The 13,517-nt window shown below is 64.9% G+C and carries 12 protein-coding genes; 10 read left to right on the top strand and 2 right to left on the bottom strand.

All coding sequences use genetic code 11. The features are described from left to right. Positions 1-143: 143 nt before the first annotated feature. The 5 genes from D9V34_RS09890 (at position 144) to D9V34_RS09870 (ending at position 5,980) form a co-directional block, all read left to right on the top strand. Complete coding sequence (locus tag D9V34_RS09890) at positions 144-1,418, top strand: ABC transporter substrate-binding protein (protein ID WP_121688672.1); 1,275 nt, start codon at positions 144-146, stop codon at positions 1,416-1,418. Between the two features lie 71 nt (positions 1,419-1,489). Beyond that, entirely contained in the window at positions 1,490-2,563 is a 1,074-nt protein-coding gene (locus tag D9V34_RS09885) for a carbohydrate ABC transporter permease (protein ID WP_121688671.1), read from the top strand. Further along, positions 2,560-3,447, top strand: coding sequence for a carbohydrate ABC transporter permease (locus D9V34_RS09880; RefSeq protein ID WP_121688670.1), 888 nt, complete (start codon positions 2,560-2,562; stop codon positions 3,445-3,447). The genes D9V34_RS09885 and D9V34_RS09880 overlap by 4 nt, the downstream gene beginning before the upstream one ends. Positions 3,448-3,472: 25 nt before the next feature. Beyond that, positions 3,473-4,954, top strand: coding sequence for a GH1 family beta-glucosidase (locus D9V34_RS09875; protein WP_121688669.1), 1,482 nt, complete (start codon positions 3,473-3,475; stop codon positions 4,952-4,954). Positions 4,955-4,969: 15 nt separating this feature from the next. Further along, a complete protein-coding gene (locus D9V34_RS09870; RefSeq protein WP_121688668.1) occupies positions 4,970-5,980 on the top strand; it encodes a LacI family DNA-binding transcriptional regulator in 1,011 nt (336 codons plus the stop codon). A gap of 96 nt (positions 5,981-6,076) precedes the next feature. Here the strand turns inward: D9V34_RS09870 and sepH are convergent, their stop codons facing one another. Further along, the gene (gene sepH / locus D9V34_RS09865) at positions 6,077-7,297 is read right to left on the bottom strand and encodes a septation protein SepH (protein ID WP_121688667.1); all 1,221 of its coding nucleotides are present in this window, start codon (positions 7,295-7,297) and stop codon (positions 6,077-6,079) included. A 201-nt stretch (positions 7,298-7,498) separates the two neighbouring features. Here sepH and D9V34_RS09860 point away from each other — a divergent pair, with 201 nt between their 5' ends. Continuing rightward, positions 7,499-7,792: a DUF4193 domain-containing protein gene (locus D9V34_RS09860; RefSeq protein WP_030143580.1), complete on the top strand. Its 294-nt coding sequence runs from the start codon at positions 7,499-7,501 to the stop codon at positions 7,790-7,792. A 182-nt stretch (positions 7,793-7,974) separates the two neighbouring features. Here D9V34_RS09860 and D9V34_RS09855 read toward each other — a convergent pair whose 3' ends face one another. Further along, positions 7,975-8,433: a DUF3093 domain-containing protein gene (locus D9V34_RS09855; RefSeq protein ID WP_121688666.1), complete on the bottom strand. Its 459-nt coding sequence runs from the start codon at positions 8,431-8,433 to the stop codon at positions 7,975-7,977. Between the two features lie 37 nt (positions 8,434-8,470). Here D9V34_RS09855 and dut point away from each other — a divergent pair, with 37 nt between their 5' ends. From dut to acnA, 4 genes are all read left to right on the top strand, one after another. Further along, positions 8,471-8,929 carry a dUTP diphosphatase gene (gene dut, locus D9V34_RS09850; RefSeq protein ID WP_183091940.1) on the top strand — a complete coding sequence of 153 codons (459 nt, stop codon included), beginning with the start codon at positions 8,471-8,473 and terminating at the stop codon, positions 8,927-8,929. Next, positions 8,926-9,600 carry a DUF3710 domain-containing protein gene (locus tag D9V34_RS09845; RefSeq protein ID WP_121688664.1) on the top strand — a complete coding sequence of 225 codons (675 nt, stop codon included), beginning with the start codon at positions 8,926-8,928 and terminating at the stop codon, positions 9,598-9,600. Before dut ends, D9V34_RS09845 begins: the two co-directional genes overlap by 4 nt. Before the next feature lie 3 nt (positions 9,601-9,603). Continuing rightward, positions 9,604-10,392: a DUF3159 domain-containing protein gene (locus tag D9V34_RS09840; RefSeq protein ID WP_121688663.1), complete on the top strand. Its 789-nt coding sequence runs from the start codon at positions 9,604-9,606 to the stop codon at positions 10,390-10,392. Between the two features lie 263 nt (positions 10,393-10,655). Continuing rightward, positions 10,656-13,406: an aconitate hydratase AcnA gene (gene acnA / locus D9V34_RS09835; protein ID WP_121688662.1), complete on the top strand. Its 2,751-nt coding sequence runs from the start codon at positions 10,656-10,658 to the stop codon at positions 13,404-13,406. Positions 13,407-13,517: the final 111 nt, after the last annotated feature.

Below are 13,517 nucleotides of genomic sequence, written 5' to 3'. Positions count from 1 at the left end.
CATCCAAAATCGGGAGGGTCGTCGACCCCGAGTTGACTTAGTTGGGAGCGCTCTCATAGGATCGGGGGCACCGATTGGGAGCGCTCTCACAGCGTCTCAATCCAGAGCGATGAAGCTCACCCCACCACCACGAAGGAGTGATTGTGAACAAGAGTGCTTTCCGCAAGAGTGCGGGCGCCGTTGCGCTGGTATCCGCCGCCGCACTGGTCCTGGCCGGCTGCGCGAGTGACGGCGGCGAGGCGGGATCGGGGAACGGCAAGATTACCCTGACCGTGGCCACGTTTAACGACTTTGGCTACACCGATGCGCTGCTCAAGGAGTACAGCGACGCCCACCCGAACGTTACGGTTGTGCACAACCGGGCGGCGACCAGCAACGACGCCCGAGCAAACTACTTCCAGAAGCTCGGCAAGTCCGGTCTGGCGGACATCGAGGCAATCGAGGTGGACTGGCTGCCCGAGGTCATGAAGTACTCGGACATGCTGGCCCCGGTGCCCGAGAAGCTGCACGATCGCTGGCTGGACTGGAAGGTCAACGCCGCCACCGACTCCGACAAGAACCTGATCGGATACGGCACCGACATCGGACCCGAGGCCATCTGCTACCGCGGCGACCTGTTCGCCGAGGCGGGGCTGCCCACCGACCGTGCCGAGGTCACCGCGCTGCTGACCGGCGGTTGGGACAAGTACTTCGAGGTGGGTAACGAGTATAGCACCAAGACCGGCAAGCCGTTCTTCGACTCCGCCGGCGGCACCTACCAGGGCATGATCAACCAGGTCGAGGCGGCCTATGAGAACCCCAAGACCGGCGACGTCACCGCGACCGATAACCCCGATGTTCGCAAGATCTACGATGAGGTACTCGCGGCCAGCAAGACCCAGTCGGCAAAGCTCGGACAGTGGTCCGATGACTGGAACGCCGGACTCGCCGACGGCGCCTTCGCAACCATGCTGTGCCCCGGATGGATGCTCGGTGTGATCGAGGGTAACGCCAAGAATGTGACCGGCTGGGACATTGCCAATGTCTTCCCCGGTGGCGGTGGAAACTGGGGCGGTTCCTACCTGACCGTCCCCGCCAAGGGCAAGAACGTCGAGGCCGCCCAGGAGCTCGCCGACTGGCTGACCGCTCCCGAGCAGCAGATCAAGGCGTTTAGCAACTCCGGCAACTTCCCGAGCCAGAACGAGGCTCTCACCAACGCGACCCTGCTTGAGGCCACCAACGAGTACTTCAACAACGCCCCGATCGGGTCGATCTTCTCCGAGCGAGCTCAGGCGGTCACCGTGTCGCCGTTCAAGGGCGAGAAGTACTTCCAGATCAACGATGCGATGCAGAAGGCGCTCACCCGCGTCGAGGAGGGTACGCAGGACGCGGACACCTCCTGGAAGCAGTGGGTTTCCGAGGTCAAGGCCATTAAGTAACGAGGTACCCGGGTGGGGCGGCGAGATAGCCGCCCCACCCTCTTTCCCCGTCAAACGTTCTGTCTAGGAGCATCGTGTCCTCTTCCACCACCGCGCCCGGCGGCGCCCGATCCCGCCCCCGCGCCACCCGCCGCGTGGGTTTCGGCGGCGGCCTGTCCCGCTGGGATCTGAAGCTTTCCCCCTACCTCTACATCTCCCCGTTTTTTATCCTGTTCGCGGTCGTGGGTCTCTTCCCAATCGCCTTTACCGCGGTCATCTCCTTCATGGAGTGGGACCTGGTGCGCGGCACCGGTGAGTTCATCGGGTTTGAGCAGTATGCCTACGTGCTCGGCCAGCCCAAGTTCTGGCTGGCCCTGCGCAACACCTTCAGCATCTTCCTGCTCTCCAGCGTTCCGCAGCTGATCGTGGCCGTGTTCATCGCCTCACTGCTGGACAAAAACATCCGTGCCAAGACCTTCTGGCGGATGGGTGTGCTGGTGCCCTACGTGATGGCCCCGGTGGCCGTCGCCCTGATTTTCAGCAACATGTTTGGTGACCGCTACGGCATCATCAACACCCTGATCCAGACGATCGGCCTGGACCCGATTCCCTGGCACTCCAACGCCTTCTTCAGCCACGTCGCCATCGCCACGATGGTGAACTTCCGCTGGACCGGTTACAACATCCTGATTCTGCTGGCCGCGATGCAGGCGGTCTCGCGGGACTACTACGAGGCAGCCACCGTGGACGGTGCCGGCCCCATCCGCCAGTTCTTCTCCATCACCCTGCCGAGCCTCAAGCCCACGCTGATCTTTGTGATCATCACCTCGACTATTGGTGGTCTGCAGATCTTCGACGAGCCGCGCATGTATGACCGGCCCGGCACCGGAGGACCCAACAGCCAGTGGCTGACCATCTCGCTCTACCTCTACAACACCGGCTGGGGGGAGTGGAACTTCGGTCGTGCCGCGGCGCTGGCCTGGATCCTGTTCATCATCATCCTGCTGATCGGTGTGATCAACCTGTTTGTCACCCGCAATCTGGTTCGGGACGAGGGTGGGCACCGTCCGCCCACCCGGCGCGAGCGCCGTATCGCCGCACGCGACCGGGCCGCCATGTCCGCCGCGGCCGCACCCAGTTCGACATCTCAGGAGGTATCGCGATGAGCGCACCCACCCTGTCGCCGTCTCGCGCGACCCCGGCCCCCGAGCCGCGCCGCCGCCGAACCGTGCGCGGCTCCCGTCCCGGCTGGATCGTCTACGGGATTCTCGGGGCGATGATTGCCGGGAGCCTGTTCCCGTTCTGGTGGTCGTTCCTGATCGGTTCGGGGGATGCTCAGACCATTCGTAACCCCTCCTGGATTCCTGGCGGAAACTTCATCGACAACGCCCTCACGGTGATCAACGACCCGGCGGTGAACTTCTGGCTGGCACTCTGGAACTCCTTCTACAGCTCGGCACTGATCGCGCTCTCGGTGGTTTTCTTCTCCACGCTGGCCGGTTGGGCGTTTGCCAAGCTCAAGTTCCGCGGCGGCAATGTGCTGCTGATCTTTGTGATCGCGACCATGGCCGTGCCGACCCAGCTGGGTGTTGTTCCGCTGTACATTCTGTTCTCGGACCTGGGCTGGACCGGCACCATCGGGGCGATTATCGTACCCGCGCTGACCAGCGCGTTCGGGGTGTTCTGGATGACCCAGTACCTGCGTCAGGCGGTGCCCGACGAGCTCCTGGAGGCTGCCCGGGTGGATGGTGCCAGTTCCTTCCGCACCTTCCTCACCGTGGGTCTGCCCGCCGCCCGTCCGGCAGCGGCGATGCTGGCGCTGTTTACCTTCATTTCCTCCTGGAACAATTTCTTCTGGCCGTTTATCGTGCTGGATCGTCAAAACCCGACCCTTCCGGTGGCCCTCTCGCTGCTGCAGTCGAACCACTTTGTGGACTATTCGATCGTGCTGGCCGGAGTGCTACTGTCCACGATTCCGCTGCTTGTCCTGTTTGTCTTCACCGGCAAGCAGCTGGTCAGTGGGATCATGGCAGGAGCGGTCAAGGGTTAGTTCGTTTCTCAAGAAAGAGATCACCATGTCATCACCACGCTCCTTCCCACGGGACTTCGTTTTTGGTGCGGCCACGGCCGCGTACCAGATCGAGGGTGCCGCCTTTGAGGATGGACGCACCGCGTCGATCTGGGACGAGTTCGCCCGGGTGCCGGGTGCTGTCATCAATGCCGATAATGGCGATGTGGCCTGCGACCACTACCACCGCTATCGCGAGGATGTGGCGCTGATGAAGGGCCTGGGCCTGGAGTCCTACCGCTTCTCGACCTCCTGGTCGCGGGTACGGCCGGATGCGGGTGCTGTCAATCCGGCGGGGATCGACTTTTATAGTCGCCTGGTGGATGAGCTCCTGGAGGCCGGCATTATGCCCTGGCTGACCCTGTATCACTGGGACATGCCTCAGGCCCTCCAGGAGCGCGGTGGCTGGACCGTGCGCGAGTCTGCCGATCTCTTCACCGAGTACGCCCTCTCGGTCCACGATGCGCTGGGGGACCGGGTTACCAACTGGGCGACCCTGAATGAGCCCTGGTGCTCCTCGTTCCTCAGCCACATCGCCGGGGCACACGCCCCCGGACACCAGGACGCCGGTGAGGGGCTGCTCGCCGCGCACCACCTGCTGCTGGGGCACGGGCAGGTGGTGCGCGAGCTGCGCGCCCGCGATGCGTCCCTAAACCTGGGGATCACCCTCAACCTGACCGTGGCCGACCCGGTTGATCCGCACGCCGAGGGCGACCGCAATGCCGCCCGCAAGCTCGACGGTCAGTTCAACCGCTGGTTCCTCGATCCGGTGTTCCGCGGCGTCTACCCGGCCGACATCCTGGCCGACATTCGTACCGAGGAACCGCTGGCGCTGAAGCGTCTGGAGGCGGCGGTGCACGAGGGTGACCTCGACGTGATTTCGACGCCGATTGACACCCTGGGCGTGAACTACTACCAGGGCGAGTTTGTGTCGGGTACCGCCCCGGCCGTCCCGCCGATCGAGCTTGAGGCGCCCACCGATCGCGCGATTCGGGCCCCCTGGCCGGCACCGGCTGACATCCACCCGCACGAGCGGGGTCTTGCTCGCACCGGACAGGGCTGGGAGGTTCAGCCCGAGGGACTGACCCGCGTGCTCACCCGGGTGTGGGAGGAGTATGCGCGGCCCACCGACACCGTCCTGTTTGTCACCGAAAACGGTGCAGCCTACGATGACGAGGTGGTGATCGAGGACGGTCAGGAGCGCGTGCACGATGTCGAACGCACGGCATTCCTCCGGTCACATCTGGGTGCCGTGTTGGACGCGGCCGAGGCTGGGGTGGACGTACGCGGGTACTTCTACTGGTCCCTGGTGGATAACTATGAGTGGGCCTGGGGATACCGGAAGCGCTTCGGTATCGTGCGGGTGGATTACGACACCCAGCAGCGCACGCTCAAGGACAGTGCCATGGAGTATCATCGGATCATTCGGAACCGGACCCTGTCCGTTCCGACGTACACGGGTGTGCCGCTGTACCTGCACACGCACTAGTCAAGGAGGCACCGAGTGGGCCCCGCACAACCCCCGGTCACACTCGAGGCGGTCGCCGCCCGCTCGGGCGTTTCTCGCTCCACCGTTTCCCGTGTGGTTAACGGTGCCCAGGCGGTGAGTCCGGCGGCCCGTGAGGCCGTGGAACGTGCGATCGCCGAGCTCTCCTATGTGCCGAACCAGGCTGCCCGCAGCCTGGTTCGGCGCCAGACCAAGGCGATCGCGCTGGTGGTCCCCGAAGACACCAGTCGATTTTTCGGCGATCCGTTTTTTGCCACCGTGGTCTCCGGGGTGCATCGTCGACTGAGTCAATCCGATTACGTACTCAACATCTTTATTGCCACCGATGATGACGGCGACAAAACTACCGCCTACCTGCGTGGCGGCAACGTGGATGGGGCGATTGTGATCTCCCACCATGCACGGGACCGCTTCGTGGACCGCATCGCCGACGCCCTTCCCGTCGTGTTTGGTGGGCGCCCCAATCGGATGCGCGGCACCGTGGGGGACTATTTTGTGGACATCGATAACGCCGAGGGTGCCCGCATGGCCACCCAATACCTGATCGAGCGCGGGGCGCGGCGCATTGCCACGATCACCGGTCCCCAGGACATGCCCGCCGGCCTCGACCGACTGACCGGATTTCAGGAGGCCCTGCGCGCGGCGGACCTGCCGGACACCCTGATCGAAATCGGTGACTTTTCCGAGCACAGCGGGGAACTGGCGATGGAGCGGCTCCTGCAGCGTGGCGGGATCGACGGGCTCTTTGTGGCCAGCGACCTGATGGCGCGCGGGGCCCTGCGCACGCTGACCAGCGCGGGCATCATGGTGCCCGAGGATCTTCCCCTGGTCGGATTTGATGACTCCTCGGTGGCCACCGAGGTGAGCCCCGCGCTGACCACCGTGCGTCAGCCCTCGGGGCTGCAGGGCGAGCTGATCGCCCAGCGGCTCCTGGAGATTCTGGCGGGGGAGTCCCCGGAGGTGGAAACCATCGTTCCGGCCGAGCTGATCATTCGCGAGTCGGCGTAGCCGGAGCGCACGCAGCACGGCGCACAAAACCGCGGCGCTCCCAACCGCAAACGGGCGGCCACGTTTTCACGTGGCCGCCCGTAGAGGTTTAGGTAGTTAGTCTTCCTCGGTGCGGGCGCCGAAGACGATCTCGTCCCAGGACGGCATGGCCTTACGGCCGCGACGGTTGCGGATCGCGCCGGTTGAGTTATCCGCGTGTGTGGAGGGCTCGTGCTCGATGTTCGGCGCCGATGCCGTGTGGCCCGACGTGTCGGACTCCGAGGCAGTGTGCGTGTCCGCGACGGGGGCCTCGGTCTGAACCGGCACCTCGCCGGTCAGGGTTTCAAAGTTTTCCAGCGGCACATCCACCGGACGCAGTCCAAACCCGGTGTCGGCGTCCGCGGCGGGCTCCACCTGACGCTGGTCGTGTTCCAGACGCGACTCCCGCTCGGCACGGTTCTCGCGCTCTCCACGACGCTTACGCAGCGCCTGGAGCAGGTCGGCGGTGTGCTGGTTGCCCTCATCGCCACGATCCTCGGCGCGGTTGATTGCGGCATCGGCGGCGGCGTTGGGTCCGCGACGGTGTGACTCCACCGCGTGGGCGGGCTCAACCCGGCGCTGTCCCATCAGGCTGGCGACCGACTCCGTGGGGCCCTCGGTAGGGGCCGCCGGGGTAATCGGGGCGATGACCCCGGTCTCAAACGCGTCGGTGCTAAACCGTGCCTCGCTGGGATCCACGGTGGGCTCCACGGCGCGCAGACGAGGGATCAGGGGGGCGGCAATCTCGCCCTGCTTGGAGAGGGTCACGGCCTCGCTGTTGTGCGGGCTCAGGACGTGGCGCTTGGGATCGAAGGTCCAGCGGGCATCGTGTTCAACCCGGGCGGCGGTGAAGGACAGCTTGACAATCCAGCCCTCCTCCTCGTCCTTCCAGCTGGTCCAACGCTCACCCTCGGCCTCAAGAGATTCCAGGCGGGCACGGATGGCCGAACCGAAGTTGGCCTCACCCTCCTCGGTCCCGGGCACGGAGGCGGCCACCACGGGCACGCTGAGTGCCGCGGCAACCATGTGCTCGCGCTCGGCCAGGATCGGGCCCTCGAAGCGGCGAACGTAGTCGGCATCGGCGCCGGTCAGCTCGGCAATCTCCTCGGCGGAGAGTCCGGCACGGATGTGTGCCTGAACCTCGCGCGGCCTGATCTTCGGGGTCGCCGCGAGCGGCGACTTCATCCGACGGAGCTGCGACTGCAGCACCTCATCGATTTCCAGTTTGAAGCGGTCCCCATTTTCCGCAGCAGCGATGAGGGCCCCATCCTCGATGCCAACAACCTTCAATTCCTGCATGTGCCCTGCCTCTTTCGGCGTCATAAATCCTGTGAACAATGGTGCCATGAATGCCGGGTGAAACGCGTAATCGCGCGGGCGCGGCGTGTGTTCCCGACAAAACGCTGGGAAAAAACGTCGCTCGGTTTGCTATTGAGCGCGGATTGTTGCAAACTATGGCCGCCGATTCAGATCGGTAAAGGCGAAGAGAAGTGGAAAAACATGGCAACGGATTACGACGCACCTCGCAAAAGCGACGACGATTCCGAATCGATCGAAGCGCTTAAGGAGCGCGTGCCGGACAAACTCTCGGGCGCTGTAGGTGACGAGGATGCGGACAACCCCGGTGGCTTCGAGCTGCCCGGTGCCGACCTCTCGGACCTCGACCTCGACGTGGTCGTTCTGCCCCCGCAGGCGGACGAATTCACCTGTGTGAGCTGCTTCCTGGTGAAGTTCCGCTCCCAGATCGACCACGAGACCAAGCTCGGCCCGGTTTGTGTGGAGTGCGCCGCCTAGGCTCTAACAACACAGTGTCAAAAGGCCCTCACGATGAAAATCGTGAGGGCCTTTTGTGTGCCCGGTGCCGGCTTCGCGCGGGACCGTGCGGCGGCGGGACGTAGCCGGCCCGGGAGGGCGCATTTGGGTGCTGTCCCGTCGGTTTCGCGACGGGCGAACACGCGCCGTGTCGGTGACGACGGCTAGGCGGCTTCGACCTGTTCGCGGCGGGCGGCCTCGATCGCCGCGGCCAGTTCACCCGCGCGGCGGGTCGAGATCAGCCAGTACGGGGTCGGGTCCTGCGCGTCCACCACGGGGACCTTCACCGCCTGCTGCGCCCAGGCGTTGAGCAGCAGGTACGCGCGGGCGTGCAGGTTGACGCCGCGCTCGGCACGCGCGGCCTCCCCGGTGAAGGCCTCGGGGGTGCCCAGTTCGGTGACCGGGATGCGGGCGCGTCCGGCCCGCAGTACCCCGTCGTTGATCGACACCGTGGGGGCCATCGTCAAAAACAGGGCGACCGATCCCAGATAGAGCACCGCGGCCACCACGTATCCCACCGTCAGTGAGATCGGGAAGAACACCAGAATGCTCGCGGGGATCACCAGGGCGGTGGCAACAAACACCATTACGGAAGGGAAAAGTCGTTCGTGATACTGGGTCATGTCTCAATCATTCATCGATGTGCATTACCCTCGATCTGTGACCGAAAGTGTTGATATCCCTATTATCGCCCGAGAAGCCCCGCGCTATGCGCAACCGGGCGATGCGGGTGCCGACCTGATGGCCGCCGAGGCGGTCACCCTCGCCCCGGGCCAGCGTGCCCTGGTGGGTACCGGTGTCTTGATCGCGCTGCCCGACGGGCATGCCGCGTTTGTGGTTCCGCGCAGCGGCCTGGCCGCCAAGCACGGCATCACCGTGGTGAACTCCCCGGGCACCATCGATGCCGGCTATCGCGGCGAGATCAAGGTCATCCTGCTGAACACCGATTCCTCGACCCCGTATGAGGTTGCGGTGGGGGATCGGATTGCACAGATCATCATCATGCCGGTCACCCAGGCACGCTTCATTCCGGTAGATGTGTTACCTGAAAGCGAACGCGGTGAGACAGGATTCGGTTCGACCGGGTATGGTCGTCCTCAGACAGGAGCACAGGCATGATTAGGAAAAAGAACAGCACCGCCCCCGCCACCGACGCGGTGGACGTTGTGGATGCAGAGGACACCGCCGCCGAGAGCGTCGCCGAGCCTATCGACGCGAAGTCGGCTCCGGCCGACCGCGTGGAGGGTGGCCCGTACGACGAGAGCGAGGCGAACCCGGTTCGTCCCTACATCGACCTGGGCGGCGTCAAAATCCTCCCGCGTGAGGGGCTGAACCTGCGCCTCGAGGTGGAGGAATCCACCCAGCGCATCATCGCCGTGGGACTCGACTATGCCGGTTCGACCCTGCAGGTGCAGGCATTTGCCGCGCCGCGCAGCTCGGGCCTCTGGCACGAGACCCGTGAGCAGATCACCGTGGGCATCAACGGTCAGGGCGGCAAGGTTCGCGAGGTCGAGACCATTCTCGGCCCGGAGCTGTTTGCGACCCTGCCCGGCGAAACCACCCCCGAAAACCCGGGCGGCGCACGCGCGGCCCGCTTCATCGGCGTGGACGGTCCCCGCTGGTTCCTGCGCGGCGTTGTGGCCGGTGCCGGTGCCGAGGAGGGCAACACCGAGGCCATTGAGGCCATCGATGACCTGTTCCGTAGTGTCGTGGTTGTCCGCGGCAACACCCCGATGCCTCCGCGCGACCTGCTCGCGCTGAAGATGCCGGTGGCCCCGGGAACCGAGTAGGGCATGACCTCGTCCGACTCGACCACCCCGCCGGAGTCACACCAGTCAGGGTCACACCAGCCGGAGTCAAGCCAGCCGGTACCCGCGGACGGCGAGGAGATCTCGCCCAAGCTCAGTGAGACGCTGGCCCAGGTGGCGGCGCGCTCCTCACTGGGTGCGCTGGCCTCCGGTGGCAGTAATACCGGCACCGCCCTGCTGGGTGCGATCGGTGGCATCCGCGGCATCATCGAGGCTGTGGTTCCGGGCCTGCTCTTTGTCATCGTTTTTACGCTGACGCAGAGCCTGCCCTGGGCCGCCGGCCTGGCGGTGGGAATCGCCGTGGTGGCAACCGTGGCGCGACTGATCGGCAAGTCCTCGGTCACCGCCGCGATCGGCGGCCTGGTGGGAGTGGTGGCCTCGGCCGTGCTGGCTCTCACTACGGGCCGTGCCGAAGACAACTTTGTGCTGGGGTTCTACGTGAACTCCGGATATGCCCTCGGACTGCTGATCTCGATCGCCGTCCGTTGGCCGCTGATCGGCGTGCTGGCCGGGTACCTGATGGGCGACGGCGTGGCCTGGCGTCACGACCGCTTTAAGCGGCGTGTGTTCACCTGGCTGACCCTGGCCTGGGTGGGCATGTTTGTGGCCCGACTGGCGGTTCAGCTGCCCTTCTACTTCTCCGGAAACGTCGCGGCGCTGGGTCTGACCCGGATCGCGATGGGCCTGCCGCTCTACGCGCCGGTCCTGGTGTTGACCTGGCTGATCGTCCGCTCGGTGTATCGCCGCGGCGAAACGGCGGATAAACGTTCCTAGAACACTCGTAAACTCCTCTGCGACCCCCACCCGGAAACGGGCGGGGGTCGCGGTCGTTTACCCACACGCCACGCACGGATGTGAGCGACACCGCGTCGGAATACTGATAGAATTATCTCGACATCAAGATAAATAAGGACAGCCTTAGTCGCGACGTAGCGAACATGCGAACCAAGGCACCGAGTTCCCCGCTGTTGCGGCAGGGGAGGAGGGTCCTTGAACGCAGGTGCGGGCGCGCCTGTCTAGCCAGAGGAGAACGCGTAGTGTCTACCGTCAATAGCTTTGGTGCGAAGCAGAATCTGACCGTCGGGGGAACCGACTACCAGATTTTCCGCCTCGACACCGTCCCGGGACATGAGAAGCTCCCGTTTGGTCTGAAGGTCCTCCTGGAGAACCTGCTGCGCACCGAAGATGGTGCCAACGTCACCAAGGCCCAGATCGAAGCCCTCGGTTCGTGGAACCCCACCGAGGAGCCCAACACCGAGATCCAGTTCAGCCCGGCCCGCGTGGTCATGCAGGACTTCACCGGTGTTCCCTGCATCGTGGACCTCGCCACCATGCGCGAGGCCGTCTCCGCCCTTGGCGGCGACCCCACCAAGATCAACCCGCTGGCACCGGCCGAGATGGTCATCGACCACTCGGTGATTGCCGACCTCTTCGGTCAGTCCGACGCCTTCGAGCGCAACGTGGAGATCGAGTACGAGCGCAACGGTGAGCGCTACCAGTTCCTGCGCTGGGGCCAGACCGCATTCAACGACTTCAAGGTGGTGCCCCCGGGCACCGGAATCGTGCACCAGGTCAACATCGAGCACCTGGCCCGCGTCACCATGACCCGCGAAGTCGGCGGTGCCCTCCAGGCCTACCCGGACTCCTGTGTGGGTACCGACTCGCACACCACCATGGTCAACGGCCTGGGTGTGCTCGGCTGGGGTGTGGGTGGCATTGAGGCCGAGGCCGCAATGCTCGGCCAGCCCGTATCGATGCTGATCCCCAAGGTGGTCGGCTTCAAGCTCAACGGCGCGATCCCCGCCGGCGTGACCGCTACGGACGTGGTGCTGACCATCACCGAGATGCTGCGCAAGCAGGGTGTTGTGGGTAAGTTCGTGGAGTTCTACGGCCCCTCGGTGGCCCAGGTTCCGCTGGCTAACCGCGCGACCATCGGTAACATGAGCCCCGAGTTTGGTTCGACCGCCGCGGTCTTCCCGATCGATGACGTGACCCTCGACTACCTGCGCCTCACCGGCCGCAGCGAGGAGCAGGTTGCCCTGGTCGAGGCCTACTCGAAGATCCAGGGTCTGTGGCACAACGCCGACCACGAGCCCGTGTACTCCGAGTACATGGAGCTCGACCTGGCCACCGTGGTGCCCTCGATCGCAGGTCCGAAGCGTCCCCAGGACCGCATCGAGCTCTCGGCCGCCAAGTCGCAGTTCGAGCACGACCTTCCCGTGTACGCACAGCCCGCCGAGCTCAGCACTGACGAACTGCTCGCCACCGCGCTGACCAGCCCGGCCCCGGCCGCCGCGTCCAAGCCGACCACCGTGACCCTCGCCGATGGCGAGTCCTTCACGATCGACCACGGCGCCGTCGCGATTGCCGCGATCACCTCGTGCACCAACACCTCGAACCCCTCGGTCATGATGGCCGCCGGGCTCCTGGCTCGCAACGCCAGCAAGCTGGGCCTCAAGGCCAAGCCGTGGGTCAAGACCACCCTGGCACCGGGTTCGAAGGTTGTCACCGACTACTACGACAAGGCCGGTCTGACCGAGTCCCTCGAGGACCTCGGCTTCTACCTGGTCGGCTACGGCTGCACCACCTGCATCGGTAACTCCGGTCCGCTGCTCGAGGAGATCTCGGCCGGCGTCAACCAGAACGACCTCGCGGTCACCGCCGTGCTCTCGGGTAACCGTAACTTCGAGGGTCGCATCAACCCCGACGTGAAGATGAACTACCTGGCCTCCCCTCCGCTGGTCATCGCCTACGCCCTGGCCGGTTCGATGAGCTTCGACTTCGAAAACGACTCCCTGGGCGACGACCTCAACGGCAACCCGGTGTTCCTCAAGGACATCTGGCCCGCCGCCGAGGAGGTCCAGAAGGTCATCGACGAGTCGATCGACACCGCGATGTTCGACAAGCAGTACTCGAGCGTCTTCGAGGGTGACGAGCGCTGGCGTTCGCTGCCCACCCCGGATGGCGCAACCTTCGAGTGGGACGATGAGTCCACCTACGTGCGTCGCCCCCCGTACTTCGAGGGCATGACCATGGAGACCACCCCGGTGTCCGACATCGTGGGTGCTCGTGTACTGGCGAAGCTGGGCGACTCGGTCACCACCGACCACATCAGCCCCGCCGGTGCCATCAAGGCCGACACCCCGGCCGGTCGCTACCTGACCGAGCACGGCGTCTCGCGTGGAAACTTCAACTCCTACGGTTCGCGCCGTGGAAACCACGAGGTCATGATTCGCGGTACCTTCGCGAACATCCGCCTGCGCAACCAGCTGCTGAACGACGTCGAGGGTGGCTACACCCGCGACTTCACCCAGGAGGGTGGCCCGCAGTCCTTCATCTACGACGCCTCGCAGAACTACCAGGCCGCCGGCACCCCGCTGGTGATCTTCGGTGGCAAGGAGTACGGTTCGGGATCCAGCCGCGACTGGGCCGCCAAGGGCACCTCGCTGCTCGGCGTGAAGGCCGTCATCACCGAGAGCTTCGAGCGGATCCACCGTTCGAACCTGATCGGTATGGGTGTTGTTCCGCTGCAGTTCCCGGCCGGCGAGAGTGCCGAGTCGCTGGGCCTCGACGGTACCGAGATCGTCTCGATCGCCGGTATCGAGGAGCTCAACAACGGCACCACCCCGAAGACCGTCCGCGTGACCGCCGTCCCGAGTGAGTTCTCCGCTCCGGGCAAGGCCGTGGTCGAGTTCGACGCCGTGGTTCGTATCGACACCCCCGGTGAGGCCGACTACTACCGCAACGGTGGCATCCTGCAGTACGTGCTGCGCAGCCTTGTTGGCTAGTTCGTAACCCCGAAAGTCCGGCCCCGGAAGGAACCTTCCGGGGCCGGCTTTGGTTTGTTCGGCGCGCGGCTCACACCCAATATGTGCTCGGATCACCTAAACTATCCCTGT

The sequence above is a fragment of the Mycetocola lacteus genome, assembly GCF_003667575.1.
Taxonomy (GTDB): domain Bacteria; phylum Actinomycetota; class Actinomycetes; order Actinomycetales; family Microbacteriaceae; genus Mycetocola; species Mycetocola lacteus.
The sequence above is the reverse complement of the archived record's forward strand: the minus strand, read 5'-3'. Positions and strand labels throughout refer to the sequence as shown.